At 66.7% G+C, this 23,478-nt stretch carries 22 protein-coding genes, 1 tRNA gene and 1 pseudogene; 11 read left to right on the top strand and 13 right to left on the bottom strand.

Features of this window, described 5'->3' with window-relative positions; all coding sequences use genetic code 11:
* The first annotated feature begins 58 nt into the window (after window positions 1-58).
* From AC1DGI_RS17405 to AC1DGI_RS17395, 3 genes are all read left to right on the top strand, one after another.
* A complete protein-coding gene (locus tag AC1DGI_RS17405) occupies window positions 59-949 on the top strand; it encodes a DsbA family protein (protein WP_476899722.1) in 891 nt (296 codons plus the stop codon).
* 149 nt (window positions 950-1,098) lie between these two features.
* A tRNA-Thr gene (locus AC1DGI_RS17400) sits at window positions 1,099-1,175 on the top strand.
* A gap of 215 nt (window positions 1,176-1,390) precedes the next feature.
* Entirely contained in the window at window positions 1,391-2,776 is a 1,386-nt protein-coding gene (locus AC1DGI_RS17395) for an MFS transporter (protein ID WP_441402375.1), read from the top strand.
* On the opposite strand, the gene AC1DGI_RS17390 is transcribed toward AC1DGI_RS17395, so the two are convergent.
* Window positions 2,736-3,770: an acetylxylan esterase gene (locus AC1DGI_RS17390; RefSeq protein WP_476899721.1), complete on the bottom strand. Its 1,035-nt coding sequence runs from the start codon at window positions 3,768-3,770 to the stop codon at window positions 2,736-2,738. The two genes, AC1DGI_RS17395 and AC1DGI_RS17390, sit on opposite strands and share 41 nt — an antisense overlap.
* Before the next feature lie 210 nt (window positions 3,771-3,980).
* On the opposite strand from AC1DGI_RS17390, the gene AC1DGI_RS17385 reads away from it, so the two are divergent.
* Window positions 3,981-4,706 (top strand): FadR/GntR family transcriptional regulator, encoded by a 726-nt coding sequence (locus tag AC1DGI_RS17385; protein WP_476899728.1) that lies wholly within the window; start codon window positions 3,981-3,983, stop codon window positions 4,704-4,706.
* A 65-nt stretch (window positions 4,707-4,771) separates the two neighbouring features.
* Window positions 4,772-5,548, top strand: coding sequence for a glucosamine-6-phosphate deaminase (locus AC1DGI_RS17380; RefSeq protein WP_476899720.1), 777 nt, complete (start codon window positions 4,772-4,774; stop codon window positions 5,546-5,548).
* Window positions 5,549-5,555: 7 nt separating this feature from the next.
* Here the strand turns inward: AC1DGI_RS17380 and nagA are convergent, their stop codons facing one another.
* The 8 genes from nagA to AC1DGI_RS17340 all read right to left on the bottom strand — a co-directional run bounded on the left by nagA (window position 5,556) and on the right by AC1DGI_RS17340 (window position 15,350).
* A complete protein-coding gene (nagA, locus tag AC1DGI_RS17375; RefSeq protein ID WP_476899719.1) occupies window positions 5,556-6,797 on the bottom strand; it encodes an N-acetylglucosamine-6-phosphate deacetylase in 1,242 nt (413 codons plus the stop codon).
* Window positions 6,798-6,847: 50 nt separating this feature from the next.
* Window positions 6,848-7,534: an N-acetylmannosamine-6-phosphate 2-epimerase gene (locus AC1DGI_RS17370; RefSeq protein WP_476899718.1), complete on the bottom strand. Its 687-nt coding sequence runs from the start codon at window positions 7,532-7,534 to the stop codon at window positions 6,848-6,850.
* A gap of 52 nt (window positions 7,535-7,586) precedes the next feature.
* A complete protein-coding gene (locus AC1DGI_RS17365; RefSeq protein ID WP_476899717.1) occupies window positions 7,587-8,522 on the bottom strand; it encodes an ROK family protein in 936 nt (311 codons plus the stop codon).
* A 246-nt stretch (window positions 8,523-8,768) separates the two neighbouring features.
* Complete coding sequence (locus AC1DGI_RS17360) at window positions 8,769-9,683, bottom strand: dihydrodipicolinate synthase family protein (RefSeq protein ID WP_476899716.1); 915 nt, start codon at window positions 9,681-9,683, stop codon at window positions 8,769-8,771.
* 50 nt (window positions 9,684-9,733) lie between these two features.
* Window positions 9,734-10,534, bottom strand: a complete 801-nt coding sequence (locus tag AC1DGI_RS17355; RefSeq protein ID WP_476899727.1) for an ATP-binding cassette domain-containing protein — start codon at window positions 10,532-10,534, stop codon at window positions 9,734-9,736.
* 2 nt (window positions 10,535-10,536) lie between these two features.
* Window positions 10,537-12,627, bottom strand: a complete 2,091-nt coding sequence (locus tag AC1DGI_RS17350) for a dipeptide/oligopeptide/nickel ABC transporter permease/ATP-binding protein (protein ID WP_476899715.1) — start codon at window positions 12,625-12,627, stop codon at window positions 10,537-10,539.
* Window positions 12,628-12,630: 3 nt separating this feature from the next.
* The gene (locus AC1DGI_RS17345) at window positions 12,631-13,587 is read right to left on the bottom strand and encodes an ABC transporter permease (protein ID WP_476899714.1); all 957 of its coding nucleotides are present in this window, start codon (window positions 13,585-13,587) and stop codon (window positions 12,631-12,633) included.
* A 119-nt stretch (window positions 13,588-13,706) separates the two neighbouring features.
* On the bottom strand, window positions 13,707-15,350 hold the full coding sequence (locus AC1DGI_RS17340) for an ABC transporter substrate-binding protein (RefSeq protein ID WP_476899713.1): 1,644 nt from the start codon (window positions 15,348-15,350) through the stop codon (window positions 13,707-13,709).
* Between the two features lie 180 nt (window positions 15,351-15,530).
* Between AC1DGI_RS17340 and AC1DGI_RS17335 the strand changes: the two genes are divergently transcribed.
* On the top strand, window positions 15,531-16,475 hold the full coding sequence (locus tag AC1DGI_RS17335; protein ID WP_476899712.1) for a DUF4862 family protein: 945 nt from the start codon (window positions 15,531-15,533) through the stop codon (window positions 16,473-16,475).
* Here AC1DGI_RS17335 and AC1DGI_RS17330 read toward each other — a convergent pair.
* Window positions 16,457-18,172 (bottom strand): sialidase family protein, encoded by a 1,716-nt coding sequence (locus tag AC1DGI_RS17330; protein WP_476899711.1) that lies wholly within the window; start codon window positions 18,170-18,172, stop codon window positions 16,457-16,459. The genes AC1DGI_RS17335 and AC1DGI_RS17330 overlap by 19 nt on opposite strands.
* Window positions 18,173-18,246: 74 nt before the next feature.
* Between AC1DGI_RS17330 and AC1DGI_RS17325 the strand changes: the two genes are divergently transcribed.
* Window positions 18,247-19,488, top strand: a complete 1,242-nt coding sequence (locus tag AC1DGI_RS17325; protein WP_476899710.1) for an NAD(P)/FAD-dependent oxidoreductase — start codon at window positions 18,247-18,249, stop codon at window positions 19,486-19,488.
* 78 nt (window positions 19,489-19,566) lie between these two features.
* Here AC1DGI_RS17325 and AC1DGI_RS17320 read toward each other — a convergent pair whose 3' ends face one another.
* Together AC1DGI_RS17320 and AC1DGI_RS17315 are read right to left on the bottom strand one after the other, a co-directional pair.
* Complete coding sequence (locus AC1DGI_RS17320) at window positions 19,567-19,770, bottom strand: hypothetical protein (protein ID WP_441403020.1); 204 nt, start codon at window positions 19,768-19,770, stop codon at window positions 19,567-19,569.
* Between the two features lie 146 nt (window positions 19,771-19,916).
* Entirely contained in the window at window positions 19,917-20,555 is a 639-nt protein-coding gene (locus AC1DGI_RS17315) for a TetR/AcrR family transcriptional regulator (RefSeq protein ID WP_441403019.1), read from the bottom strand.
* Window positions 20,556-20,654: 99 nt separating this feature from the next.
* On the opposite strand from AC1DGI_RS17315, the gene AC1DGI_RS17310 reads away from it, so the two are divergent.
* Window positions 20,655-21,173, top strand: coding sequence for a GyrI-like domain-containing protein (locus tag AC1DGI_RS17310; RefSeq protein WP_476899709.1), 519 nt, complete (start codon window positions 20,655-20,657; stop codon window positions 21,171-21,173).
* A gap of 295 nt (window positions 21,174-21,468) precedes the next feature.
* On the opposite strand, the gene AC1DGI_RS17305 is transcribed toward AC1DGI_RS17310, so the two are convergent.
* Entirely contained in the window at window positions 21,469-21,816 is a 348-nt protein-coding gene (locus tag AC1DGI_RS17305) for a hypothetical protein (RefSeq protein ID WP_476899708.1), read from the bottom strand.
* 141 nt (window positions 21,817-21,957) lie between these two features.
* Here AC1DGI_RS17305 and AC1DGI_RS17300 point away from each other — a divergent pair, with 141 nt between their 5' ends.
* The 3 genes and pseudogenes from AC1DGI_RS17300 to AC1DGI_RS17290 form a co-directional block, all read left to right on the top strand.
* Window positions 21,958-22,260 carry a DUF4193 domain-containing protein gene (locus AC1DGI_RS17300; protein WP_476899707.1) on the top strand — a complete coding sequence of 101 codons (303 nt, stop codon included), beginning with the start codon at window positions 21,958-21,960 and terminating at the stop codon, window positions 22,258-22,260.
* Between the two features lie 300 nt (window positions 22,261-22,560).
* Window positions 22,561-23,085 carry an AMIN-like domain-containing (lipo)protein gene (locus AC1DGI_RS17295; RefSeq protein WP_476899726.1) on the top strand — a complete coding sequence of 175 codons (525 nt, stop codon included), beginning with the start codon at window positions 22,561-22,563 and terminating at the stop codon, window positions 23,083-23,085.
* Window positions 23,086-23,190: 105 nt separating this feature from the next.
* Window positions 23,191-23,478 (top strand): annotated as a pseudogene (locus AC1DGI_RS17290) (HNH endonuclease signature motif containing protein); the annotation flags it as partial.

The raw sequence follows: 23,478 nt of genomic DNA, 5'->3' as shown, positions 1-23,478 counted from the left end.
TAAAATGGTGGAGTTGCCACCAAGTGGACCATCCCAGGCCGATCAACACGAGGAATCAATGAGCCCCGCAAACGAACCCCGACAGTCCAAGGCAGAGCGTACTGCCGCGGCGCGTGAGAAAGCCCGTGAAATCCGCGAGACGCAGCTTAAGAAGGACAAGCGCAACAAGCTGCTGATCGGCTGGGGCATTGTTGTCGCCGTGATCGCCATCATCGCGATTGTGGCCTTGGTGGTCAGCTCCAACATCCAGAAGAACGCCCCGATCGCTGACTCCGGCCCGACGCCGGCGAACGGCAACGTCCACGGCGGCGTCGTACTGCTGGCCAACACCGACGTGGCCAAGTCGGCCCCGGGCAACGTCAACGCGGCAAATGTGCCGTCGCCGCCCGCCACGCCGCCGACAACGGTGACCGCGCCCGGCGCCGAGGCTGAGGCGGGCAAGCCCGTCAAGGTGGTTCTCTACATCGACTTCATCTGCCCCGTGTGCAAGAACTTCGAAGCGCAGTACAACCCGACCCTCACCAAGCTGCGCAACGACGGCAAGATCACCGTCGAATACCGGCCGCTGGGCTTCCTGGACAGCCGGTCCACCACCAACTACTCCTCGCGTGCGGCCAACGCCGCGGCCTGTGTAGTGAACGAATCCCCGGAGAAGTACTCGGACTTTGTCGACGCGCTGTTCGCCAAACAGCCCGCCGAGGGCAGCGCCGGTCTCTCCGACAACGACCTGAAGAAGCTGGCCACGGACACCGGGGCCAAGAACATCGACCAGTGCGTGGATAACAAGACCTACCGGCCGTACGTGAAGAACGCGACGCAGGAGGCGGCCTCGATCGGGGTCACCGGAACTCCCACCGTCTTCGTCGAGGGCAAGCAGTGGGGCACGGGCGACAGCGCCAAGACCCCGTTCGACCAGTTCCTCCAGGCCGCGGTGGACGCCAAGAAGTAGGCACCCCGCCTGTGAAAGCAGCCCGGCCCCGGATTCCTCCGGGCCGGGCTGCTTTTTGCGCATTTTTTACCCGCAGGCGTCCGTGGGCTACCCTTATCTAGCGCCCAGCGTCCGGCTTCATTTTGCGCCGAGCGACAACGGCGCGGATTGCCTCCTTAGCTCAGTTGGCCAGAGCACCGCTCTTGTAAAGCGGGGGTCGTCGGTTCGAATCCGACAGGGGGCCCCACGAAGAACCTGACCTGCGGGTTGGATGTGAGTCGCCGCAAGTAGGTCCGCGTCCGGGACTAATCTGGTATCTCTCGCAGTTGTGCACTGGGACGCCGAAAACCGGGTCCGGGCGCGACGCGCCTGTGGTGACGACGGGAGCATGATCACGTGACAACAACGCCTGCCGAGGGGGTCGGTTTCCGTTCCCGGCGGGGACCTATTCTCATTGCCTTGATGCTTTCAACCGGCCTGGTGGCGATCGACTCGACGATCGTCGCGACGGCGGTGCCCTCGATCGTGGCTGACATTGGCGGTTTCACGTCCTTCCCCTGGCTTTTCTCGGCCTACCTGTTGGCGCAGGCAGTGTCTGTGCCCGTCTATGCGAAGCTCTCCGACGTCGTGGGCCGCAAGCCGATCATCCTCCTCGGTATCGGCCTGTTCCTGCTTGGTTCGATCCTCTGCGGGGTGGCCTGGAGCATGCCGGCCCTCATCGCGTTCCGCGTCCTGCAGGGCCTGGGCGCGGGAGCGGTCCAGCCGGTGGCCATCACGATTGCCGGCGACATCTACACCCTGACGGAGCGGGCCAAGGTGCAGGGCTATCTGGCGAGCGTCTGGGCTATCTCTTCGGTGGTAGGCCCGACCCTCGGCGGCGTGTTCTCCTCACTGGGCATCTGGCGCGGGATCTTCTTCGTGAACATCCCGCTGTGCCTCCTGGCCGGCTGGATGCTGCTCCGCACGTTCCACGAGAATGTCGAGCGGGCGAAGCACCGGATCGACTACCTTGGGGCCGGACTGCTGACGGTCTCGCTCAGCTTGATCATCCTCGGGGCCCTCGAGGGCGGCCAGGCCTGGGCCTGGAACTCCGCCGTCAGCATCGCCGTGTTCGCGGTCGGAGCAGTCTTCCTGGCCGCGTTCCTCCTTGTCGAGCGGCGGGCAGCGGAGCCGGTCCTGCCGCCGTGGGTCGTATCCAAGCGACTGCTGGCGACGACGGCGATGGTCTCCTTCGGCGTCGGTGCCGTCATGCTCGGCCTGACCTCATACGTCCCCACCTTCCTGGAAGGCGCGCTTTCGACCTCCCCGATCCTGGCCGGGCTTGCCTTGGCCGCGTTGACTCTCGGCTGGCCGATCAGTGCGTCGCAATCGGGCCGCTTCTATCTTCGGATCGGGTTCCGGCGGACCGCCCTGATCGGCATCACGGTCACGGTCATCGGCGCGGCGGTGCTTGCCCTTACCGCTTCCACACCCAACATCTTGCTGGTGGCGGCGGCTTGTTTCATTGTCGGCCTCGGTCTCGGGTTGGTCGCGACCCCAAGCCTCATTGCCGCCCAATCGAGCGTCGAATGGAACGAGCGCGGCGTCGTCACGGGGACTAATCTTTTCGCACGTTCGATCGGCAGCTCGATCGGCGTCGCCGTTTTCGGTGCGGTAGCCAACGCGATCTACGCCGGCACCCCGGGCGGCGGAACTGATCCGCACACGATCGTGTCGGCCTCCTCCGCTGTGTTCCTCGCGGTGCTGGCCGGTGCCGTTCTAACCGTCGTCGCCGTTATTGCGATGCCGGCCACGGACGTAGCAACGTCTAGCAGGCCAGCAGCCCAGCCACGTAGTGAAGCTGTTTGACCCAGTGGTGTTCCTGGCCGCCTTCGTGGTTGTTGAAGCGGTAGACCTCCACCGCCTTGACGGGGCCCGGGCTCGGGGCGGCCGCCCTCGCGCCGGCTGCGCCGGCCCCGTAGGCGTTATAGGCGGCAAAGACCGTTGACGGCGGGCAGACGTCGTCCATGAGTGCCACGGAGAACAGCGCGGGCGCCGTTGCCCGGCGGCCCAGATGGACGCCGTCGAAGTAGTTCAGGACGGCCAGGGCGGGCTCGGAGCGGTCCCGGTGTCGGGAGAGGAAACCCGCAATTTCCGTGTACGGGCCGCGCGGGGCCAGATCAATGGCGCGGGAAAAATCCTGCAGGAACGGCACGTCCGCCATGGTGCCAAGGATTCCGTCCAGGCGCCCAGCCGCCAGGCCGGCGGCTGCGACGGCCAAACCTCCGCCTTGGCTGACGCCGGCAAGAAGTACCTTCCCGGCGTCGACGTCGGGGTGGCTCTGTGCCGCCTCGATGGCCCGAAAGGCGTCCACGAAGACGCGCCGGTAGTAGTAGTCCTCCCTGCTGGAAATACCGCGGGTCATCACGCCGGCGAAGGACACCGCTCCGGCTGAAGGATGCGCGTCCGCGGTCTCGCCCAGGCTGCCGCCGTAGCCCTGGCCTCTGGTGTCCATGATGAAGTGCGCGTACCCGGCCTGCGCCCACTTTGTGTCCTGCTGGACCAGGCCGCGCCCGCCCGAATAGCCGACGTACTGCACCACCACGGGAAGCGGGCTCCCGGCATCCCGGTTGGCCGGCAGGTGCAGCCAGCCCTTGATCCGGGCCCCGCCGAAGCCGGCGAAGGAGACATCGAAGCTGTCAATCACGCGCAGCTGGTTCTCCACCGGCGTATAGACGGCGGCCAGCGGAAAGTCGCGGGCTTCGGTAACGGTCCCTTCCCAGAACGCATCGAAGTCGTCGGGCTCGACGGCGGATGAGCTGTAGGCGCGCAGCTGGTCCAGTGGAAGGTCAAAGAGGGGCATGGCGGTCTCCGGATTGTCGCGTGGGTTCGATAGGTGATCCTACGTCCCATCTAGAAAATTGTGGGAGACTTTGCTGAAATCTGGACGAACTTCATTCACGACCGATAGAAGTTTTGCCACCAAAGAGGACAAAGGACGTCCCATCTCCGCTAGGATGTATGGAGACAAGTTGCCGCGCCAAGATGCGCGGGCGAAGGAGATGACGTGACAATAGCACCGCAGGGAGTGTCGTCTGCCCGATATAGCGCGCAAATCAGGTCCCACGCCCTCCAGACCAGGATTATGGACCTGATCCTTGAGCAGGGGCTGGACGTGGGGGATTCCCTGCCGACCGAAAGTGAGCTTTCTGCAGTTCTGGGGGTGGGCCGGAACACCGTCCGGGAATCCCTGAAAGTGCTGCAGGCCCTCGGCGTGATCGAAATCCGCCATGGCTTCGGAACCTTCGTCGCCCCGAACAACTTCAGCGCCCTGACGGAGGGCCTGGTCTTCCGCGGGAAGCTGTCCCTGCGGCACCACGGCGAGGAAGCCATGGAACTCGTCGACGTGCGGCAGGCCTTGGAATCCGGACTCATTGGCCGGGCCATTGACCTGGTGACGGACGAACAGCTCGGCGACCTCCGCGCTGTCATGGAAGGCATGGAAATGGCGGCCGCCGCGGGCGAGCCGTTTGCCGAGCTCGATGCCGAATTCCATCGCCGGCTATACGCCCCCCTGAACAACGAGTTGCTAATGAACCTCATGGATGTGTTCTGGAAGGTGTACCGGCAGATCCATCAAGCCCTTGGCGCCGGCCCGGTCAACCTCGGGGACCAGGTCCGCATCCATTGGGAGATCTACGAAGCGGTCGCGGACAAGGACAAGCCTTTGGCCGCGGAGCGCCTCCAGCGGCACTTCGACGGCATCCGCCAAAAGCTCAAGGACGTTGCTGCCCGGTAACCCCGGCGCATCTTTCCGCATTGCCTCGCTCCGCCCGGAACCCCACCGTCCCAGAAAGTGTTCCCATGGACTTTTTTGTTGTGCCCGACGCCGCCTCGACGGGCGCCATAGCTGCCGGCATCGTGGCTGCAGTCATCCGCAGTAAGCCGGAGACCGTCCTGGGGCTGGCAACCGGCGGCTCCCCGCTCCCCGTGTACGCCGCGTTGTCCGCCCACCGGCTGGACATGTCCGGTGTTCGAGGCTTCGCACTGGACGAGTACGTGGGTCTGCCCGCGGGCCACCCGCAGAGCTACGCCGAGGTGATCCGCCAGGAGGTTACAGAGCGGCTGCACCTGGACCCGGCAAAGGTAGTTGTGCCCGCGGGCGCCGCTGAGGACCCCGACCGGGCGGCGGCGGCCTACGATGCTGCGATCGCTCAGGCCGGCGGGATCGACGTGCAGATCCTCGGCATTGGCCACAACGGCCATGTGGCGTTCAACGAGCCCGGCTCCGCCTTGGACTCCCGCACCCGGGTGGAAGCCCTCACGGAGCGCACCCGCCAGGCCAACGCCCGCTACTTCGCCTCGCCCGACGACGTGCCGGACAGGTGTATCACGCAGGGCCTGGGTACGATCCTCGAAGCGCGCCAGTTGCTGCTGGTGGTCAGTGGAGCGGACAAAGCCGACATCCTGCACACGGCGCTGAGCGGCCCCATCACGACGGACTGCCCCGCCTCGATTCTTCAGTTGCACCCGCACGTGACCGTCGTCGCCGACGAAGCGGCGGCCGCGCGCCTCGCGGGCGCCCGGGCCGCTGCCGGAACGACGCCGGTCGCGGTGCGCTCGCGGACCGTCGGCGTCTGACCCGGGCTCAGGGCCGGTCGAGCACCTGACCGGCGCGCAACACGGCAACCGGGCTGAAATCGCGGTCGACGGTAACGATGTCCGCACGCATCCCAGCTCTTAAGCTCCCCAGCGTGGCGTCGAGGCCCAGGAGTTTGGCCGGCACCGCCGTCGCGGACTGAACCGCGTCGGCGGGGCTTACGCCGGCGTCGATGGTCTTGCGGACAACATCCAGCAGGGTGGCAGTACCGCCCGCGAGGGCGCCGTTGCTCTGCAAGGTGGCGACGCCGTCGTGCACCACCACGGCGGAGGGCCCGAGCTCATAGTCGCCGTCGGGCAGCCCGGTGGCAGCCATCGAATCAGTCACGAGCACGACGTTCTCGGCTCCGACCAGCTCGAACACCATCCGCACCGTCTCCGGATCGAGGTGGACGCCGTCACCGATAAGTTCCACGGCCACCGTGCCGGCCCGGGCCAGCCGCAGGCACGCCGCGACCGGGCCCGGTTTCCGGTGGTGCAGCGGGGGCATGCCGTTGAACAGATGCGTGACCGTGGGCCGGGCTGCCGTGCCGGCGGCGCCCGCCGCGGCCATCAGCTCCGCGGCCTCCGTCAGCGACGCGGCGGCCGTGTGCGCGTCCGCGTCGGTGTGGCCCAGGGAGGGGATGACGCCGTGCGCGGTGAGCGTGGTGACCAGCTCACGGGCCCCGGGCAGTTCGGGCGCGTAGGTCATGGTTTTCAAGGCACCGCCGGCAGCGCGCAGGAGCTCGCCAAGCAGCGCCGCATCCGGGGCCCGGAGCCAGCGCGGATTCTGTGCGCCGCAACGCGCGTGGGACAGGAAGGGGCCCTCGGCGTGGATACCCGCGATGAGCCCCTCGGCGGCGAGAGGCGGGAGGATCGCCAGCGACTTCAGGAGGTCGTCCCTTGAGGCCGTGACCAGGCTCGCCAGCAGCGTGGTGGTGCCGCTGCGGTGCAGGAAGTCGACGGCGCTCCGGCACGCCTCGCTGTCCCCGGTGGGGAAGTCTCCGCCGGCCGCGCCGTGGCAGTGCAGGTCGATCAGGCCCGGCAGGATCGAGCTGCCCGGCGGCAGGTGGATCTCCTGCGCCCGGGGGAAATCCGCCGCCCGGTAGCCGCGTCGCGGCCCGGCGTAGGCGATCCGTCCGTGCCCGACGGCAACCACGGAGTCTGCGTGCGACTGGCCGTCCGAGATCATCGTGCCGGACAAAAGGTACGCCGCAGTGGTGGAAGTTCCGCGGCGGGCCGGGGTCTGCATGGTGGTGCCTTTCACGGGTGGCGACTTGCCGGACTGGTATCAGGCGCGGTTCAGGATTGCAGCGCCGCCGCGAACCAGCCCGTGACGGTGGACGGGTGCGTGATTGCGGTGCCGACGACGACGGCGAACGCGCCGGCGTCCAGCGCCTGCCTCGCCTGGTCGGGGGTGTGGATGCGGCCCTCCGCGATGAGCGGCCGGCCGAGGCTGGCGGACGCGAGCTGCTCCAGCAGCTCCAGATCGGGCCCCTGCGTCTTGGGCCGTTCCCCGGTGTAGCCGGCCAGGGTGGTGCCTATCAGGTCGGCGCCGGCCTCCACGGCCGCCTCGGCATCGGCCAGGGACCCGCAGTCGGCCATGACCAGGGCGTGGGACTGTCCATGGATGCCGGCCACCGTCTGGGCCAGGCTGAGGCCGTCCGGCCGTCCGCGGCGAGTGCCGTCGACGGCGACGATGTGAGCGCCCGCGTTGGCCACCGCGAGGGCGTGGCGGAGTGTGGGGGTGATGAAGACGCCGTCGTGCCCGTCCTTCCAGAGCCCGATTACCGGAACCTCGACCGCGCCGCGGGTGTGCTGCACGTCTGCGAGGCCCTGGACGCGGACAGCGGCGGCACCGCCGATGACCGCCGATGCCGCCACTTGCGACGTGGTGCGGGGGTCCCGCATCGGTTCGCCCGGATAGGCCTGGCACGAAACGATGAGTTGGGAGCGGAGGGACTCAAGGTCCCCGGGTGTCAGGATCATGGGTTTCCTAGCTGGTTGTTGGGGCGTGCCAATCCGCTACTTCGGGAAGTAGTCAGTTCAGCACAAGTTTGGCGGCGCCGACGATCGCCGCGGAGCTTCCAAACCGGGCGGGGAGTACCGGCACCCCTATCAGCGGGTCCAGCAATTCACGTCGCAGCGCGGTTTTCATTGGTGCCCACCAGGCTTCTCCGGCGGCGGCGAGGCCCCCGGACACGACGACGACGGCGGGGTCCAGGATGTTGATCAGACCCGCGAGTGCCTGGCCCGCGGCCTGGGCGCCGGCAAGGATCGCCCGGGCCGCTTCGGCGTTGCCTTCCCTCGCCAGGGCGAAGACCGCGTGCGTGTCTACAGCCTCCGGGGCGCCGCCCAGCCGCTGATAGGACGCGTGGATGGCAGGACCGGAAGCGACCGCCTCCACGTGTCCTGCCCCGCCGCACACGCAGGGCAGCGGCTTCCCGTCGTGGTAGGCGTAGGGCGAGGCGAAGTGCCCGACGTGTCCGCCCACGTAGCGGTGCCCGAGCACGGGTTTCCCGTCAAGCACCAGGCTGCCGCCAACGCCCGTACCGAAGGCCACCAGCAGCGAGCTTGCGCTGCCGGCGGCTGCCCCGCGCCAGGCCTCGCCCAGGGCATGGGCGTGGACGTCGTTGACGGCACGGACATCTTCCGGGGCAAGCTCGAGCCGCTCGGCCAGGCCTTCGGTCAGCGCGGTGCCGGACCAGCCGTAGATCGACTCGGTGGCCGAGACCACAACGCCGCGCCCGGCGTCGATCACTCCGGCAGATCCGATGCCCACCCGCCCGATGGAGATGCCCTCCGCAGCGGCCCGCTCCCGGAGCCCCGAAACCAGGGCCGCCGTCGCATCCAGGACAGCATCACCGCCGGCCCGGTTGAGAGTCGGAATGGTCTCCGTCAGTAGCACGTCCCCGGCCGCCGAAACAACCCCGGCAGCAGTCTTGGTACCACCAAGATCAACACCGATCGCGTACATCTTGTCCGTCCTTTTACCGTTCCGTTTGATTCTGGTTGGGTCTGTTGTGGTCGGGGCTGCGACGGATCGCGGTCTTGCCGGCGCTTAGACACCTCCCGCCGTGACGCTACGGTCGCTGGGCGACCTTCGCATCACTCTGGTCGGCGATGCGCGCCTACACAAGACCACGATCCGTCGCATTCGCCGTCGGCAGGTCCAACTGCTGGCCGCCCCGGAGCTCAGCTGCGCCCGCCGCCCCGGCCAGGACTAGACGAGGCCGTTGCGCTCCAGGATGACCTTGATCGCCGTCGTCTCGTCCTCGTTCAACGCCTGCATCGGCGTGCTCATGGCGTTGGATTCAATCACGCCCATGAGCTGGAGGGCGGTCTTGAAGGCGCCGAGTCCTGCGGCGCCGCCGGAGACGCGCCCGTTGGGGGTGTAAACGATCTCGAACACGTCTGCCAGCCGGTCTTGTTCCGCGGCTGCCTTGGCCCAGTCACCTGCGGCTGCCGCGTCGACGAGGTTGCGGTAGCCGCGCGGGTCCACGTTGCCCAGGCCCGGCACGACGCCCTGGGCGCCGCCGAGGAGTGCGCCGTCGACGACGACCTCGTGGCCGGTGAAGATGTCGAAGTCCGGGATGTCGCGGGCTGCCAGCAGGAGCTGACGGAAGCCGACGTCGTCGCCCGAGGAGTCCTTGACGCCGGCGATCACGCCGTCGCGGCCGAGGCGGACCAGCAGGTCGGTGGGGAGCTTGAAGTGGGTGCGGACGGGGACGTCGTAGGCGAAGATCGGCGTGCTGACGGCGTCGTGGATGGTGCGGAAGTGGGTTTCGGTCTCGTCAGCGTTGCCGATGGCGTAGTACATCGAGGTCACCACGATAGCGTCGGCGCCAAGGTCGATGACTTTCTTGGCCTCGTCGATGACCCGGTTGGTGGTCTGTTCGTTGGCGCCCACAATCAGCGGGACGGCGCCGGAATTTGCCGCCGCGATGGTGCTGACGACGAGATCGCGCTCGGCGTTGGTCAGATAGGGGACTTCCCCCGAGGATCCGAGGACGAAGAGGCCGGACACGCCGCCGTCGAGCAGGTGCCGGGTAAGGTTCTTCAGCGAATCGGTGTCGATGCTGCCGTCCGCGTGGCGGGGGGTGACGACGGGGGGAATGACGCCCTGGAATGTGGACACAGGAAACTCCAATGATGGGTGGTTGAAAGGGTAGAGGTGAGAATGAAAAATCAGGGGTGCAACAGGCTGGGCGCGGCGCCGAGCAGCTTCTTGGTGTAGTCGTTGCGGGGGTTGTCGAAGACCTCGGCGGCGGCTCCTTCTTCCACGATTTCGCCGAAGTACATGACGCAAATCCGGTCCGAAACGTAACGGACGGTCTGGATGTCGTGCGAGATGAAAACCATCCCCAGGTTGAGTTGCATCTTCAGGTCCGAGAGCAGGTTCAGCACCTGGGCGCGGACGGAAACGTCCAGAGCCGACGTCGGCTCGTCCGCGACGATGATGTCCGGGTCCAGCGCCAGGGCCCGGGCGATGGCCACCCGTTGGCGCTGTCCGCCGGAGACCTGCGAGGGCGTGACCTCGGCCGCGGACTGGGGCAGTCCGACCAGGGCCAACAGTTCCTTGACCTTGGCGGAACGGGAGGCCGCCGTCCCGATCCCGTGGATCTGGAGCGGGTCGGTGAGGATGTCGTGGATCGTCATGCGCGGGTTCAGGGCCGTGGCCGGGTCCTGGAAGACCACGGCGACGGAGCGGCCGAATTCCTTGCGCAGGGCGGCGTTCCGTTTGATGGCGGGCTTGCCGCGGAAGAGCACGTCGCCGGAGGTGGGCGCCTGCAGGCCCACCAGCACGGAGGCCAGGGTGGATTTCCCGCAACCCGATTCGCCCACGATGCCGACGGTCTCGCCACGGCTGATGCTGAAGTCCACGCCGTTGACTGCCTTGACGATGTTGGGCCGGAACAGCCCGCCGGTCCGTGCCCGGTGGTGGACCTTGACGTTCTTCAGTTCGATCACGGGGGTGGCGGTTGGCATGCTCACTTGGCATCCTCCTTCAGGTGGCTGGCCCAGTAGTGGTCCGCGTTGCCGCCGACGGGGGTCAGCGCGAGGCGCTGGTCCGGGTCAGCGTCGGGCCGCAGCGAACGCGAGGCGAACCGGTCCCCGGCGGCGAAGGCGGTGGGCGAGGGAACGGTGCCGGGGATCTGGTGCAGACGGACGGCGTCGGCCTCGATGGAGAGGACGGCACCGAGCAGGCCGCGGGTGTACTCATGCTTCGGGTTCTGCAGCAGCGCGGAGGCTTGTGCGGATTCCACCACCTGTCCCGCGTACATCACGGTGATGCGGTGCGCGAGCGAGGCCACGAGGGCAAGGTCGTGGCTGACGAATACCATGGCGAAGCCCAGCTGTTCGCGGAGCTCGTTGAGCAGTTCCACCACCTGGTGCTGCACGGTGACGTCCAGGGCGGTGGTCGGCTCATCCGCCACCACCACCTTGGGCGAACGCGACAGCGCCATGGCAATCAGGACGCGCTGCCGCTGACCGCCGGAGAGTTCGTGGGGGTAGCTGGCCAGAGTGCGGACGGGATCGAGCTTGACCATTTCGAGCAGCTCGGTAGGGGTCTTGCGGCCGCCGCGCCGGGTCAGCTGTTCGAGCTGGTCCTTGATCTTCATGGACGGGTTCAGGGAACTGAGGGCGTCCTGGTAGACCATGGCGATGTGCTGGCCGCGGAGTCCCTCGTAGGCCCTGGCGTTGCTGGTCCCGGCCACGGGGTCGAGCAATTCCTTCCCGTCGAAGGTGATGGACCCGGAGATTTTCGCGGTCTTGGGCAGGAGCCCCATGACGGCGAGGGAGGTGATGGACTTTCCGCAGCCCGATTCGCCAACCAGTCCCATGGTTTCGCCTTCGCGGACGGTGAAGGCGACGTTGTCCACGATGGCCGTGTCACCAAAGCGGCCGGGGAACCGGATGGAAAGGTTCTTGACCTCGAGGACGGGCCTTGCGCCCGCCGGGACCTGGGGGAGCCGGTCGGTGCGGGCCGCTTCGACGGCGGCCAGCAGCTTCAGTTCCTGGTCGAGCAGGGCGTGCGGGTTGGCGAGGGCGGCATTCCGGTCCTGCAGCAGCCCGGACTCCGGATCCGCAGCGCCGGAAGCGTCGCGGACGGCGTCGAGCTCATGCTGTTCCACCACGGATCCCTGGGCCACGGAGGTCCCGATCTCGGTGTCGATGGCCACTACGGCGGCGGTCGAGCCGTCGTCGTCCTTTACCGCCGGTGCGCGCCGGAGCTTCGGATTCACCATGGCATCGGTAAGGCCCTCGGCGAGGATGTTCAGGGCCAGCACCGTCAGCAGGATGGTGAGGCCGGCGAATGTCGTGGCCCACCACCCGCCGGAGAGGACCAAGTTGCGGCCGTAGGAAATCACGTTGCCCCAGGACGGTGCGGGGTCCTGGACCCCGGCGCCGAGGAAGGACAACGAAGCCTCCAGGATGATGGCGTCGGCCACCATGACGGTGGCGAACACCAGGACCGGGGCAGCGGTGTTCCGGACGATGTGCTTGATCAGGATGTAGAAGCGGCCAGCGCCGATCACCCGCTCGGCCCTGACATAATCCTCGCCGTACTGGGACAGCACGTTGGCGCGGACCACGCGGGCCAGTTGCGGGGTGTAGATGATCGCTATCGCGACGATGATGGTGGGCACCGAGTTGCCGAAGGCGGCCAGCAGCACGGCGGCCAGGGCGATCCCAGGAAAGGCCATCAGGATGTCCATCAGGCGCATGATCAGCTCGTTCACGGCCTTGCTGGACGTCGCGGCCAGGGAACCCAGCAGGGCTCCGGCCGCCACGGCCAGCGCCACCGCACCCAGGCCGATCATCAGCGAGGACTGGGAACCGTAGAGCAGGCGGGAGAAGATGTCCCGGCCCAGCCGGTCGGTGCCGAACAGGTGCTCGCCGCCGGGCGCCGTCGCCGGGATGAAGGTCTCCAGAGGGTCGTGCGGGGCGATGAGCGGCGCGAAGATGGCGGCGGCGACGATGACCACCAAGAAGATGAGGGCGGAGCGGGAGCTCCAGGGCAGTGCCTTGAACCGGATTCCCGGCGCGCTCAGGCGTTCAGCGAGTTTGCTGCGCATGGGTCAGACCGTCCTGATTCGGGGGTTGATGAGCAGGTAGAGCAGGTCGACGGCGATATTTACCAGGACGAAGGTGACAGAGATGGTCAGGACCACGCCCTGGACCAGGTTGACGTCCAGATTGGTGATGCCGTTGAGGATCAGCTGGCCCATGCCCGGCAGCGCGAAGATCATTTCAATCACGACGGCGCCGCCGAGCAGGTAGCCGATCCGCAGGCCCAGTACGGTCACTGGCGTGACCAGGGCGTTGCGGAGCACGTTCTTGGAGACCACTTCGCGGTAGGGAACGCCGTTGCCGATCGCGGTGCGGACGTAGTCCCGGTCCAGTTCTTCGACCATGGACGTGCGGACCACCCGGATCAGCGACGCCGAGACCGGGATTCCTAGCGCCAGGGCGGGCAGCGCCATCGAGTTGAGCCACCCGCCGAAGCCCGACTCCGGCGTCGCAATGCCGCCCGAAGGGAACAGGGGAGCGCTGCCGAGGGCAAGCCACTGGATGAGCAGGATGCCCAGCCAGAAGGACGGGGTAGCGACGGCCGCGATTGAGAAGACACGCACCAGTTGGTCCTGCCATTTGTCCCGGTACAGTGCGCCGACGATGCCGAAGGCGAGCGACAGGACGATGGCGATCAGGACGCCGAGGAAGGTGAGCTGAAGGGTCAGCGGGAAAGCCGTGCCGATCATGGCCGCCACCGATTTCGCCGGCGGAGTGGTCACGCCGAGGTCCAGCTGGAGCAGCTTGCCGAGGAAGCGGAAGTATTGCAGGACAAGGGGATCGTTAAGCCCGTTGTTCTGGCGGTATTGTTCTTTGGCATCCTCGCTGGCGCCGTCGCCGAGCGCGCTGCTGGCCTGGTCCCCGGGCGCCGCTTGCAGGACGAGGAAGACCAGCAGGGTGATGCCCAGGACCATTAGTGGCAGTGCGGCGAGCCTGCGGCCGAGCAGACGCAATATGGTGACCAATGTTGTCTCCGGAATTCTTGGGGTGTTGGCGCAGTGTCGGCTGCGTCAACGGGCAGGGCGGGAAGGTGGAGGCGCCGACGGGGGGAACAGCGCCTCCACCTAGTTCGGGGTGGCCTGAATCAGGCCGTGCGGCCGACGCCGACGAAGGAAACCCCGGTGGTGGGAAGCGGTTTGAATCCGCTGAGCTTCTTCGCGTCCCAAGCGCTGGGGAGCTGGCGGTGGAAGATCGGGTAGAGCGGGAGCTCCTCGGAGACGAGATCCACGATATCGCCGGTGAGCTTCTTGGCGTCAGCCGGGGCGGACTGGCCTGCCTTGGCCATCAGGTCCACGAGCTTGGCGCGCTCCGGGGTGGCGGCCCAGTAGGCGCGGCCCTTCATCCAGGTGTCCCCGGCGTAGAACCAGCTCAGCAGCAGGTCCGCGTCGTTGCCAAACACGGAAGGATCTCCCGGGGCCGCGACGACGGAGAAGTCCGCCTTGCCGACGCGGTCGCTGTACAAGGCGCCGGACTGCAGGTTCTTGAGGCTGACCTTGACGCCCGGGATCTTGTTCCAGGATTCGAGCATCAGCGGGGCAACGTCCTTGACCCAGGCGGTGTCGGTGGTCAGGAGCTCGAATTCGAGGTTTGTCACGCCCGCCTGCTTGAGCAGGTCAGCCGCCTTCTGGGGGTCGTAGCCGTAGACGTTCTTGGCCTTGACGTAGTCCGGGTGCCCCTCCTGGAAGTAGGAACTGGCGGCCTTGGCGTTGCCGAACAGGGCCTTCTTAATGATGGAGTCCTTGTCCAGGCCGTAGTGCAGGGCCTGGCGGACCAGCTTGTTGTCGAAGGGGGCCTTGGCACAGTTGAACATCAGGAACAGCATCCCGAAGGACTGCACGGATTCCACTGTGGCCTTGGACTTCAGTCCGTCCATATCCAGGTACGGGACGTCTTCCATGGCCTGCACGCGGCCGGACTGCATGGCGGTGACGCGGGCGGCAGCGTCGGAGAGCAGCAGCCAGGTCATGCCCTTGGCGAGGGCGGGCATCGGTCCGTTGTAGTCAGCGTTTGCCTCGAACACGATCTTGTCGTCCTTGACGGCGGAGATCAGCTTGTAGGGACCGCTGCCGACGGGCTTGGCATCGAAAGCCTTGAGCTGGTCGGAGCCGACGGGGAAGTTGGTGAGGGCCTTGGGCACGATCTTCACGACGGAGATGCGCTGGGAGAACGCGGGGAAGGCGTAGAGCAAGGAGAACTCGACGGTTTTCGCGTCGAGGGCTTTGACGTCCTTGATGAACGGGATGAACTGGGAGAAGAGGGACTTGTTGGCCGGGTCCATGACGCGGGTGAACGAGAATACGACGTCGTCGGCGGTGACCGGGGTGCCGTTGTGGAACTTGGCGCCGTCGCGGAGCGTAACCTGATAGGTGGTGGCGTTGACCATCTTCGGGTCCGCGGCGGCCAGCGCGTTGTAGGCCGCCCGGGTCGCCGGGTGCAGCTCCACGAGGCCCTCGAAGACATGCAGGTTGGCTGCCTGCGGCGTGGCCCCGGAGGAGGACAGGGGATCGAAGCCGGTCGACAGCGCGTAGGAGATGCCGGCCTCGATGGTGAGGTCCTTGTTGATCGGGGCCGTGGTCCCGCCCGCGCCCGTGGTGGTCGCAGCAGGGGCGCCACAGGCGGCCAAGGAGCTGGCGAACGCCGCCGCGGCCCCCATGGCACCGGTCAGCTTGAGGAAGCTCCGGCGGCTGGCATCAGTGGCCAGCGGCAGGTTCTTGATGGTCTTGCTCATATGATGCCTCACCATTCCAGTCTGTATATCGGATGTAGGACGTCCGATGCTCGTAGAGAAACTGTAAGGGGCGTCACAGCAACTCGTCAAGCGGCCCTTGGTAGGCGAGACCGACGACCGTCCGACGGTAGACATCCGATATCCTCTGTCCAGTCCATCGGGGCAAGAAGGAGATCCATCATGTCGCTCATCGTCGGCGCATATCCCGCCCAAAATCCGGGCCCACTGCAGCGTCAGTTCTTCGAACAACTAGGTCGAATCCCGTCGATCCGCGGACTCGAGCTTCCGTACCGGGCGGAGGGCGGTGATTCGTGGCCGGCCGGGGCTCCCGCTGCGTGGTCGGTGGTGGTGACATCGATTCCGGGAACCATGCAGCGCTCGGCCCTGGATGAGCAGTTCGGTCTGGCCTCGAGGGACCCGGGCGGACGCCGGGCGGCCCTGGACTTCGTTGCCGGGATGCGGGACTACGTGGCCGCCCTCGTAGACTCCGGCCACAGGGTCGAAGCCGTCGAGCTGCACTCCGCCCCGCCGCTTTACGCGTCGTCGGACGCCTTCGCGGATTCCCTCAATGAGGTACTCGACTGGGACTGGCACGGCGCCGGGATAGTCGTCGAACACTGCGACGCACCACGGCTCGGGAGCGCTCCGGAGAAGGGATTCCTCTCATTCGAGGAGGAAGTCCAGGTGGTCCGGCGGCTCCGGGACCAGGGCCGGAAGGGCATCACAGTCCTGGTCAACTGGGCCCGGTCGGTTATCGAAACCGGCCGGAGTCGTACCGCGGCGGACCATCTCAGGTACGCCCGCGAGGCGGGTGTGCTCGGCGGTCTCATGTTCTCCGGCTGCTCGCCCGAAACGACAGAGTTCGGCTACCCGTGGATAGATGCCCACCTTCCCGCCGTCGAGGTTCAGGGCGCCCCGGCGAGTTCCCTGCTCAACGGCGGCGAGATCACCCGCTGTCTCCGCGCAGCCGGTGAAGTGCCGATCACAGGGTTCAAGATCGGCCTTCCGCAGGACGCGGTGTCTCCCGCGGAGCGCGTCGAGCGGCTGCGGCAAATGTGCACGTTGGTCACCGACGCGGCCCGGGCATGCGGCGACACCCACGGGGTCTACCCCTCCGCCACCTGAACCGCGCCCGTTGCCATGTCGAAATGGAATGTCCGCCCGAGCCGCACCTCCGTGGACCCCACGGCCGCAGTCACGCTGAACGTAACGGTGAGGGCACCCCGGGCCACTTCCTGCTCCGTGAGCGTGTAGGTCGGGGTGAAATAGAGGGCTTCCTCGCCGGCGGAAAGGTCGGCCGGCGGGAATGCCCCGGCTCCCGGACCGGCCAACCGGACAGCCTTTGCCGCCCTTGTGCCTTCATTGCGGACCCGTCCGGTGAAGGCAAGAATGTCGCCCGGCTTATAGCCGGGAACGATGGGCCCGTAGTTCAGATCCTGTGCTTCCCTGGTCCCCAGGATCTGGACCGCATCCGGTGAATAGCCCTGGCCGATTTCCTTCCAGGTTTGGACCCCCCAGTCGCCGGCATCCGACGCCATGACATGGGATTCACCGGCATCCTGCCAGTTCGAGGGCCGGCCGGGGGTGATGGAGCGTAGTTCCATGTGGAACTCCAAGCCGGCCTCGGCGCCCGTCAACGGGACATCCGTCGGGGCCGAGGGCCCCGCGGAAAGCTGCTCTGCCAGCTGCTCGGCCGGGACGGAAACAAAGACAATTTCGCGGTACCCCTGCCGCTCATACAAGACCCCGATGTTGCCGTCCGGCAGCCGTGTCGCGGTCGAATACGCGGAGCTTCCCGGACAAATGCAGAACTTGGCGGGCCAGGTCAGTCCGTTGTCGGGGGAGAGGCTGAGGACCGTGTTGCGGGGCAGCCGCTCGTCCTGGTTGTTCGTGGCAAGGAGCCAGGACCCGGTGGGCTCCGAGGCGAAGGTCGTTAGTGCCGGCATGCCGTCGAAACGCCCCAGCGAACCGTTGTCGCTTGGATCCGGCAGGTCCTCCACCGGAAGCAATGGGCTCCAGCTCTGGCCGCCGTCGTCCGATACGGCCGCAAGCCGCCGGGGAGTGGCCCGGCTATGCAGGAGCAGGCGGCCGTCCGCGAGGACGGCCACCTTGTTCTCATTCGGACCGATGCCGTCCGGCCCGGCTCCGATGAGGTTCCCGAGCGTCCAGTTCTCGCCGTGGTCACCGCTGTACGCGGAAGCTGCCATTATCTCGCCGCCGACCAGGACCACGAACTGCTGCACCAGCCGGCCCCGGAACGGCCCGGCATGAATTTGGACGCCCTGCCCGGCCGCGGCGAAGATCCCGGTGATCTGCGGATCTTCCGTGCCGCCGGTGGCCGGACGCACCTTCAGTTGCCCGGTGATCCGCCGATGCCGCCAAGTCACGCCGTCGTCATCGGAGAAGCTGATATCGCAGTGCTGGACGTCATCCTCGGGGTGCAGCCCCGCCCGGGCCTCGAAGAAACCGGCCCGCGTCCCGGCTGCATGGAACATGAAAATCCGGCCGGTGTCGGCGTCGACCAGAAGGCTCGGGTCACCGAAGCCGTTAAGTCCGACTCCGGTGCGCACCACCTGCTGGCTGCCCCAGGTCCGTCCGCTGTCGGTGCTGCGGCGCAGCAGGAGATCGATCGGGCTGGGCAGGTCGTCCAGGTTGGGACGACCGTCGTAGGCAGCCAGCACCGTGCCCCGCATGGACACCGCCAGAGCGGGGATCCGGTATTGCCGGTATCCGCCGACGCCGCGGACCGCGAGGACGTGTTCGACGTCGGGAATAGCCAGCGGGATGGCAGGAGACGCAACGGGAAGGAGGTGGGATGTCATACGTACAGCGTAGGCGGTCGCGTGTTTTCTGTCGGCCCCTGTTGCCCCGCCGCTAGGGGGAGTAGGTTGCTCGAATGGACGATACTTATCAGGTCATCGTGGTCGGGGGCGGTTTCGCGGGCATGACAGCGGCCAAGGAACTTGGCCGTAAGGGTGTCAGCGTGCTGCTGATCGACTCCAACAGCTACCACCAGTTCCAGCCGCTCCTTTACCAGGTCGCGACGTCACAGATCGGGGTATCGGCCATTGCGCGGCCGCTTCGGTCCATCTTCCGCCGGCTCAGCCGTGTGCGGGTGCTCACCGCTGATGTCGCGACGTTCGACGCCGCTAACCACACCGTCACGACGGCCGACGGCGACACCTTCCGGGCCGAGATCCTGGTGCTTGCGGTGGGCGCCGTGCCGAACTTCTTCAATACACCGGGTGCCGATGAGTACGCCTTCCCGTTGTATTCGGTCACCGACGCGACGCGGCTGGGTTCCAAGCTCACCCAACTGCTGGACGAGGCGGACGGGGAGCCCGCCGGGACTGTGGACGTCGTCGTCGTTGGCGGCGGACCCACGGGTGTGGAGACCGCCGGTGCCATGGCGGAAAACGTCAAGTTCGTGGTGCCGAAATTCTATTCCCCGGAACTCGCCGCCCGGTGCCATGTCCATCTGGTCGACATGATTCCGACAGTTCTCAATGCTTTTTCGACGAATTTGCAGGAGTACACCAAGAAGCGCCTGAACAAGATAGGGGTGCAGTTGCACCTGGGCGTCGGCGTTTCCGAGGTCCGCGCCGACGGCGTGACCCTCGCCGATGGGACCGTCATACCCAGCCGGGCGGTGGTGTGGGCCGGGGGCCTGAAGGCCGGCGAGATTTTTGCCGGCTCCGGCCTGACTCAGGGCCGTGGCGGCCGCATCGACGTTCGACCGGACCTGACCGCGCCCGACGTCGAGGGCGTGTACGTCCTCGGAGACGCGGCCAACATGACCGATTCGACCGGGACCAAACTCCCGCAATTGGGCTCCGTCGCGCAGCAGGCGGGGAAGTGGGCCGCCGCCAACATCTACGCCGACTTGAACGGAGGCGACCGTCGACCCTTCGAATACTTCGACAAGGGCTACATGGCGATGATCGGCCGGGGCGCGGCGGTTGCCGAGATCGGACGTAAGCGCATCCCGCTCCAGGGGCCCTTCGCGTTCGTTTCCTGGCTCCTGGTCCACCTGGCCCTGCTGTCCGGCTTCCAGCAGAAGGTCCGCGCGCTGTTTTCCTGGCTCAACGGCTACGTCACGCACAGCCCGGCGCAGGTCGTCGTCGGCCGGCCGGAATGACAGGCCGGAGGTCCTGAAGCGGCGACGCACAGCCCGACCGGCCTCCGGCAGGCCGACGCGCCACGCTACTTCGGCGTGCTACTTCTTGGGGTCCTCCGGATGGCGGGACTGCTCGCGGATCTGCAATTCCTCTTCGTATTCGCGGAGATCGTTGGCCTGATCGCCGGCATCACCGTGCCATTCTTCGCCGCTGACCTGGCGCTCAAACTCCTGGGCCGGTTGCGCATCCTCGAGGGCGTCGACTTCTTTTTCGAACTTTTCCTGCTCGGACTTTTCGCTCATTGGCTCGCCTCTCCGCTTTGGGTGAACCTGCTGCCGGCAGCGACAAGCTGGTCCTTATGCCTTCAGCTTAGGTCCGTGCGGGAGAGAGCAACAGCGAACCGGGCACACGTATGCTCGTGCCCCCCGTTTCTCGCGCGGAGGCACCCTCAGAGTTCCGTGCGGCAGACCGTTCGGAAGGCGTCAATCGCCCGGTCAAGGGCGCCCGGGTCGCCGGCCACGACGGCTGCCAACTCGGTCGCGTAGGCGTGCTTCAGGATGGTACCTGCGAGCAGTTTTACAACCTCTACATGTCCCTGATGATCCGCCGGCAGGGCCGCAGGATCCACGGCCTCACCGGCCAGCCGCTCGGAAATGAGGGGTTCCACCAGCTGCTGCACCTCCGTGACATGCTGCTTGAGGCGGGTAATCAGTTCCGGCACTGCCAGGAGCACGTTGCGCATCCGTGAGCCGGTCATACCGCCAAGGCCGGCGGCGCGCATGGCGGCGGCCATCAGATGGGCGGCATCGCCGACGGCGGTCCGGCGTCCGGCGCGGAAAGCCGCCACCGCGTCCTCGGCCAATGCGGGTTCCCGAAGCCCGAGGATGGCGTCCTCCTTCGTCGGAAAATAATTGAAGAAGGTCCGGCGCGAGATGCCGGCGCGCTCGGCGACCGCCTCCACCGTGGCGGAGGCCAACCCGCCCTCGAGCGCCGCGGCGGCGGCCGCCTCATGGATCGCCGTCCACGTCTCGTCTTTTTGGCGCTCCCGAAGCGACGGTCCCTGAGCTGATGTGCCGCGTCCAGTCATGCAGCAATTTTATGCACCAGTGCATATCCTGCCCAAACGCAACGGCGCCGGGAGTGTTAGGCCCTTGACCGCCCCGAACCGACGGCGGAGTCTGTCCGTATGAGTGAATCGAATCCGACTGATCACAATCCGAGTGACCGGAATCCGGGAACGGGGCCCGAGATCAAATCCAAAGAACTGACGGAGACGCCGACGGCGGTGCTGCGCGAGACCGTGCCCATGACCGCCCTGCGTGAATTTTTTGACCGTGCCTACCCGACGGTGATGGCGGCCGTGCAGCAGCAAAACGTCCAGCTGGCTGGGCCGCCGTTCGCGCTGTACCGGGGCATGCCCACCGACGTCGTCGATGTGGAAGCCGGCTTCCCGCTGGCCGCGCCCTATCCGGGCGGGGACGACGGCGGCGTGGCCGCCGGTGTGCTGCCTGCCGGCCGAGCCCTAGAGGCGATGCACGTAGGGCCCTACGAAAGCCTGCCGGAGACCTACGGTGCGGTGATGGCCCGAATGCGGGCCGACGGCCTGACGCCGGCCAACACCATGTGGGAGTACTACCTCACAGATCCCTCCGCCGAACCAGACCCGGCAGCGTGGAAGACCTTAATCGTCTGGCCGGTGGCCTGAGCCCGAACGACGAGCCTCGCGGAGAGAGCGCCGCGGGACTCATCCGTCTGGACCTGCTGACGACGCCTACGACATATTCGCCCCATATTGGCCGCAATCGGACGGGGGAATCGCGCGACCGCCGGCCCTGGAAGGGGCCGGGTCCCCTTGCTCGGCGTGATTGCCTCCTCGAAGGGGGCCCGCGTTGCAACGCTACGCGCTCGCAGACGGCACGCATGATGTGGGCGATGCGTCGGCCGCCGCCCAGCGGTGCCGCTGGGCGTGGGCCGCCGCCCAGCGGCACCGCCGCGCGGGCCTAGTCGGCGTCGATCTCTTCGAGCAGCTTCTTGGCTGCTTCGGCGATGTCGTCGTGCCCATGCTGCGCGGCGCGGCTCTCCAGCGACACAACGGCGCAACGGTGGATTTTCTTGAAATCGCCGAAGGGGAACGTGACGCTGCCCTTGGTCCCCTTGGAAGCGTCGGCGTCCAGCCCAAGATGCCAGTTGGCGAACTCCGGGAATCCGCTCTTTTCGATGAACTTGTTCTCCTGCTCGGCCGACGGCGCGTGCTCGCTCCAGTCGTCCCGGGTATCGCGCTGGACTTTCCCGTCCTTGATCAGTTGACGTGCGTGGGCGAGGGCCTTTTTGTTGAGTTTGGTAGCCATGGTTACCTCCAGGTTCGCTGAGCGGGGCGACGTCGAATGTCGCTTTAAACACAGTATTCTTCAACTCCTAGCTTGATGCCCTAAACTGCTTCACTGAGGTGCCTGAAATGGCGCAGCGCAGCAACGAAAGTGAACCCCGCTATGGCTACCGATTACGACGCCCCACGCAAGACAGAAGAAGAGTCTTCCGCTGAATCTTTGGAGGCCCTCCAGGCGTCCCGTGGCGGCGGCGCCCAGACCGCTGTTATCGACGTCGACGAGAACGACACCGCCGAAGGCATCGACCTTCCGGGCGCCGATCTCTCCGGCGAAGAACTGACTGTCATTGTTGTTCCCGAGCAGTCCGATGAATTCACCTGCTCCTCCTGCTTCCTGGTCCGCCACCGGTCCCAGGTCGCCAAGGAAAAGAACGGCATGAAGTACTGCCGCGACTGCGAAGGCTAAACAGCCTTCCGCCGCGTGCCAGCCCGCGTCGCCGGGCTCGTTTCGAGAGTTTCGATTTATCCCATGCAAAGCGCCGGATTCCTACGGGAACCGGCGCTTTGCCGTATCCGGGCCGCGTGGCCCCAAGACCGATATCCAGTACCGATTTTGTGATCTGGACGGAGTCCGGCTAACGGTTGGACGCCGATCCGGCTCCGGCCCTCGTCAACGGGCGTGCGCGCTCCTACGCTTGAGTTGTCTGGATGACTTGAGGGGGCGGCCCGAGTGAGGCGAATTCCTGGGAAGAAGCTAACCGTCTGGATGGTGGCCGTGCTGACGGTCGCAGGGCTGGGGCTGCTGGCGCCCGGGCCTGCCGTTGCCGCGCCGTACTGCGGGCTCGTGTGGGGATCGCTGGCGAAAGCCGACGCAGCCATGAGCCAGGCGAAGGTGGTCAACGTCCGGACCGGCGAGCACTATTGTTTTGACCGCCTCGTCATTGACCTCAACGGACCTGCTGCAGGCTACACGGTGCGCTATGTTCCCCAGGTGGTGCAGGACGGTTCCGGTTTGCCCATCCCGCTGCGGGGCCAGGCTTTCCTCCAGCTCACCGTCAACGCGCCCGCCTACGACGACGCCGGCCATCCTACTTACGCGCCGGGTGACAAGAGTGAAGTGAGTAACGTGGGCGGTTATCAGACGTTCCGTCAGGTGGCGTGGGCTGGCAGCTTCGAGGGCTACACCAGCCTGGGAGTCGGCGTCCGGGCGCGGCTGCCGTTCCGGGTCTTCACCCTGGCCGGGCCCGACGCCGGTACCCGGCTCGTGATCGACGTCGCGCACTATTGGTGACCGCGACGGCGCTCGATGGCGGGCCCGCTAGAGCGCACCGAGGACCGACCGGCTAGCAGACCCGGTCACGTCTTTAACGTCAGTGCCTCCCCGTAAAGTTTGGGTATGGAAAGCAGTGTGGTTTTGAGTGCGGAGATTGGGGAGGCGGTGGCGGCCGTCGCCGCGTCTGCTGCTGCGCTTGCTGCTTTGATCGGTGCCGACACCCACGCCGACGCCAATGCCGACTTCGCTCCCGACGCTGATCCGTTGCGGGCTGTGGCGGAGGCGTGCCTGGACGGTCTGGCCGAGGTGGCCCGGGGGGAGGCCCGGTTCGCGGCGCTGAAGGCGAGGCTGGCCGCCGAGTACGTGCGGGCGGCCGAGGCCCTGGCCGCGCCGGCGGCATCCCTTCAGGAG

It is taken from the genome of Arthrobacter sp. 05N428_2, from assembly GCF_056397065.1.
The sequence above is the reverse complement of the archived record's forward strand: the minus strand, read 5'-3'. Positions and strand labels throughout refer to the sequence as shown.

Bases quoted from the DNA above. Each gene is read 5' to 3' on its own strand.
- AC1DGI_RS17380 (WP_476899720.1), top strand. From the start codon at position 4,772: ATGGACTTTTTTGTTGTGCCCGACGCCGCCTCGACGGGCGCCATAGCT.
- AC1DGI_RS17300 (WP_476899707.1), top strand. From the start codon at position 21,958: ATGGCTACCGATTACGACGCCCCACGCAAGACAGAAGAAGAGTCTTCC.
- AC1DGI_RS17315 (WP_441403019.1), bottom strand. From the start codon at position 20,555: ATGACTGGACGCGGCACATCAGCTCAGGGACCGTCGCTTCGGGAGCGC.
- AC1DGI_RS17370 (WP_476899718.1), bottom strand. From the start codon at position 7,534: ATGATCCTGACACCCGGGGACCTTGAGTCCCTCCGCTCCCAACTCATC.
- AC1DGI_RS17355 (WP_476899727.1), bottom strand. From the start codon at position 10,534: ATGCCAACCGCCACCCCCGTGATCGAACTGAAGAACGTCAAGGTCCAC.
- AC1DGI_RS17305 (WP_476899708.1), bottom strand. From the start codon at position 21,816: ATGGCTACCAAACTCAACAAAAAGGCCCTCGCCCACGCACGTCAACTG.
- nagA (WP_476899719.1), bottom strand. From the start codon at position 6,797: ATGCAGACCCCGGCCCGCCGCGGAACTTCCACCACTGCGGCGTACCTT.
- AC1DGI_RS17365 (WP_476899717.1), bottom strand. From the start codon at position 8,522: ATGTACGCGATCGGTGTTGATCTTGGTGGTACCAAGACTGCTGCCGGG.
- AC1DGI_RS17320 (WP_441403020.1), bottom strand. From the start codon at position 19,770: ATGAGCGAAAAGTCCGAGCAGGAAAAGTTCGAAAAAGAAGTCGACGCC.
- AC1DGI_RS17325 (WP_476899710.1), top strand. From the start codon at position 18,247: ATGGACGATACTTATCAGGTCATCGTGGTCGGGGGCGGTTTCGCGGGC.
- AC1DGI_RS17405 (WP_476899722.1), top strand. From the start codon at position 59: ATGAGCCCCGCAAACGAACCCCGACAGTCCAAGGCAGAGCGTACTGCC.
- AC1DGI_RS17340 (WP_476899713.1), bottom strand. From the start codon at position 15,350: ATGAGCAAGACCATCAAGAACCTGCCGCTGGCCACTGATGCCAGCCGC.
- AC1DGI_RS17395 (WP_441402375.1), top strand. From the start codon at position 1,391: ATGCTTTCAACCGGCCTGGTGGCGATCGACTCGACGATCGTCGCGACG.
- AC1DGI_RS17310 (WP_476899709.1), top strand. From the start codon at position 20,655: ATGAGTGAATCGAATCCGACTGATCACAATCCGAGTGACCGGAATCCG.
- AC1DGI_RS17390 (WP_476899721.1), bottom strand. From the start codon at position 3,770: ATGCCCCTCTTTGACCTTCCACTGGACCAGCTGCGCGCCTACAGCTCA.
- AC1DGI_RS17350 (WP_476899715.1), bottom strand. From the start codon at position 12,627: ATGCGCAGCAAACTCGCTGAACGCCTGAGCGCGCCGGGAATCCGGTTC.
- AC1DGI_RS17330 (WP_476899711.1), bottom strand. From the start codon at position 18,172: ATGACATCCCACCTCCTTCCCGTTGCGTCTCCTGCCATCCCGCTGGCT.
- AC1DGI_RS17335 (WP_476899712.1), top strand. From the start codon at position 15,531: ATGTCGCTCATCGTCGGCGCATATCCCGCCCAAAATCCGGGCCCACTG.
- AC1DGI_RS17295 (WP_476899726.1), top strand. From the start codon at position 22,561: ATGGTGGCCGTGCTGACGGTCGCAGGGCTGGGGCTGCTGGCGCCCGGG.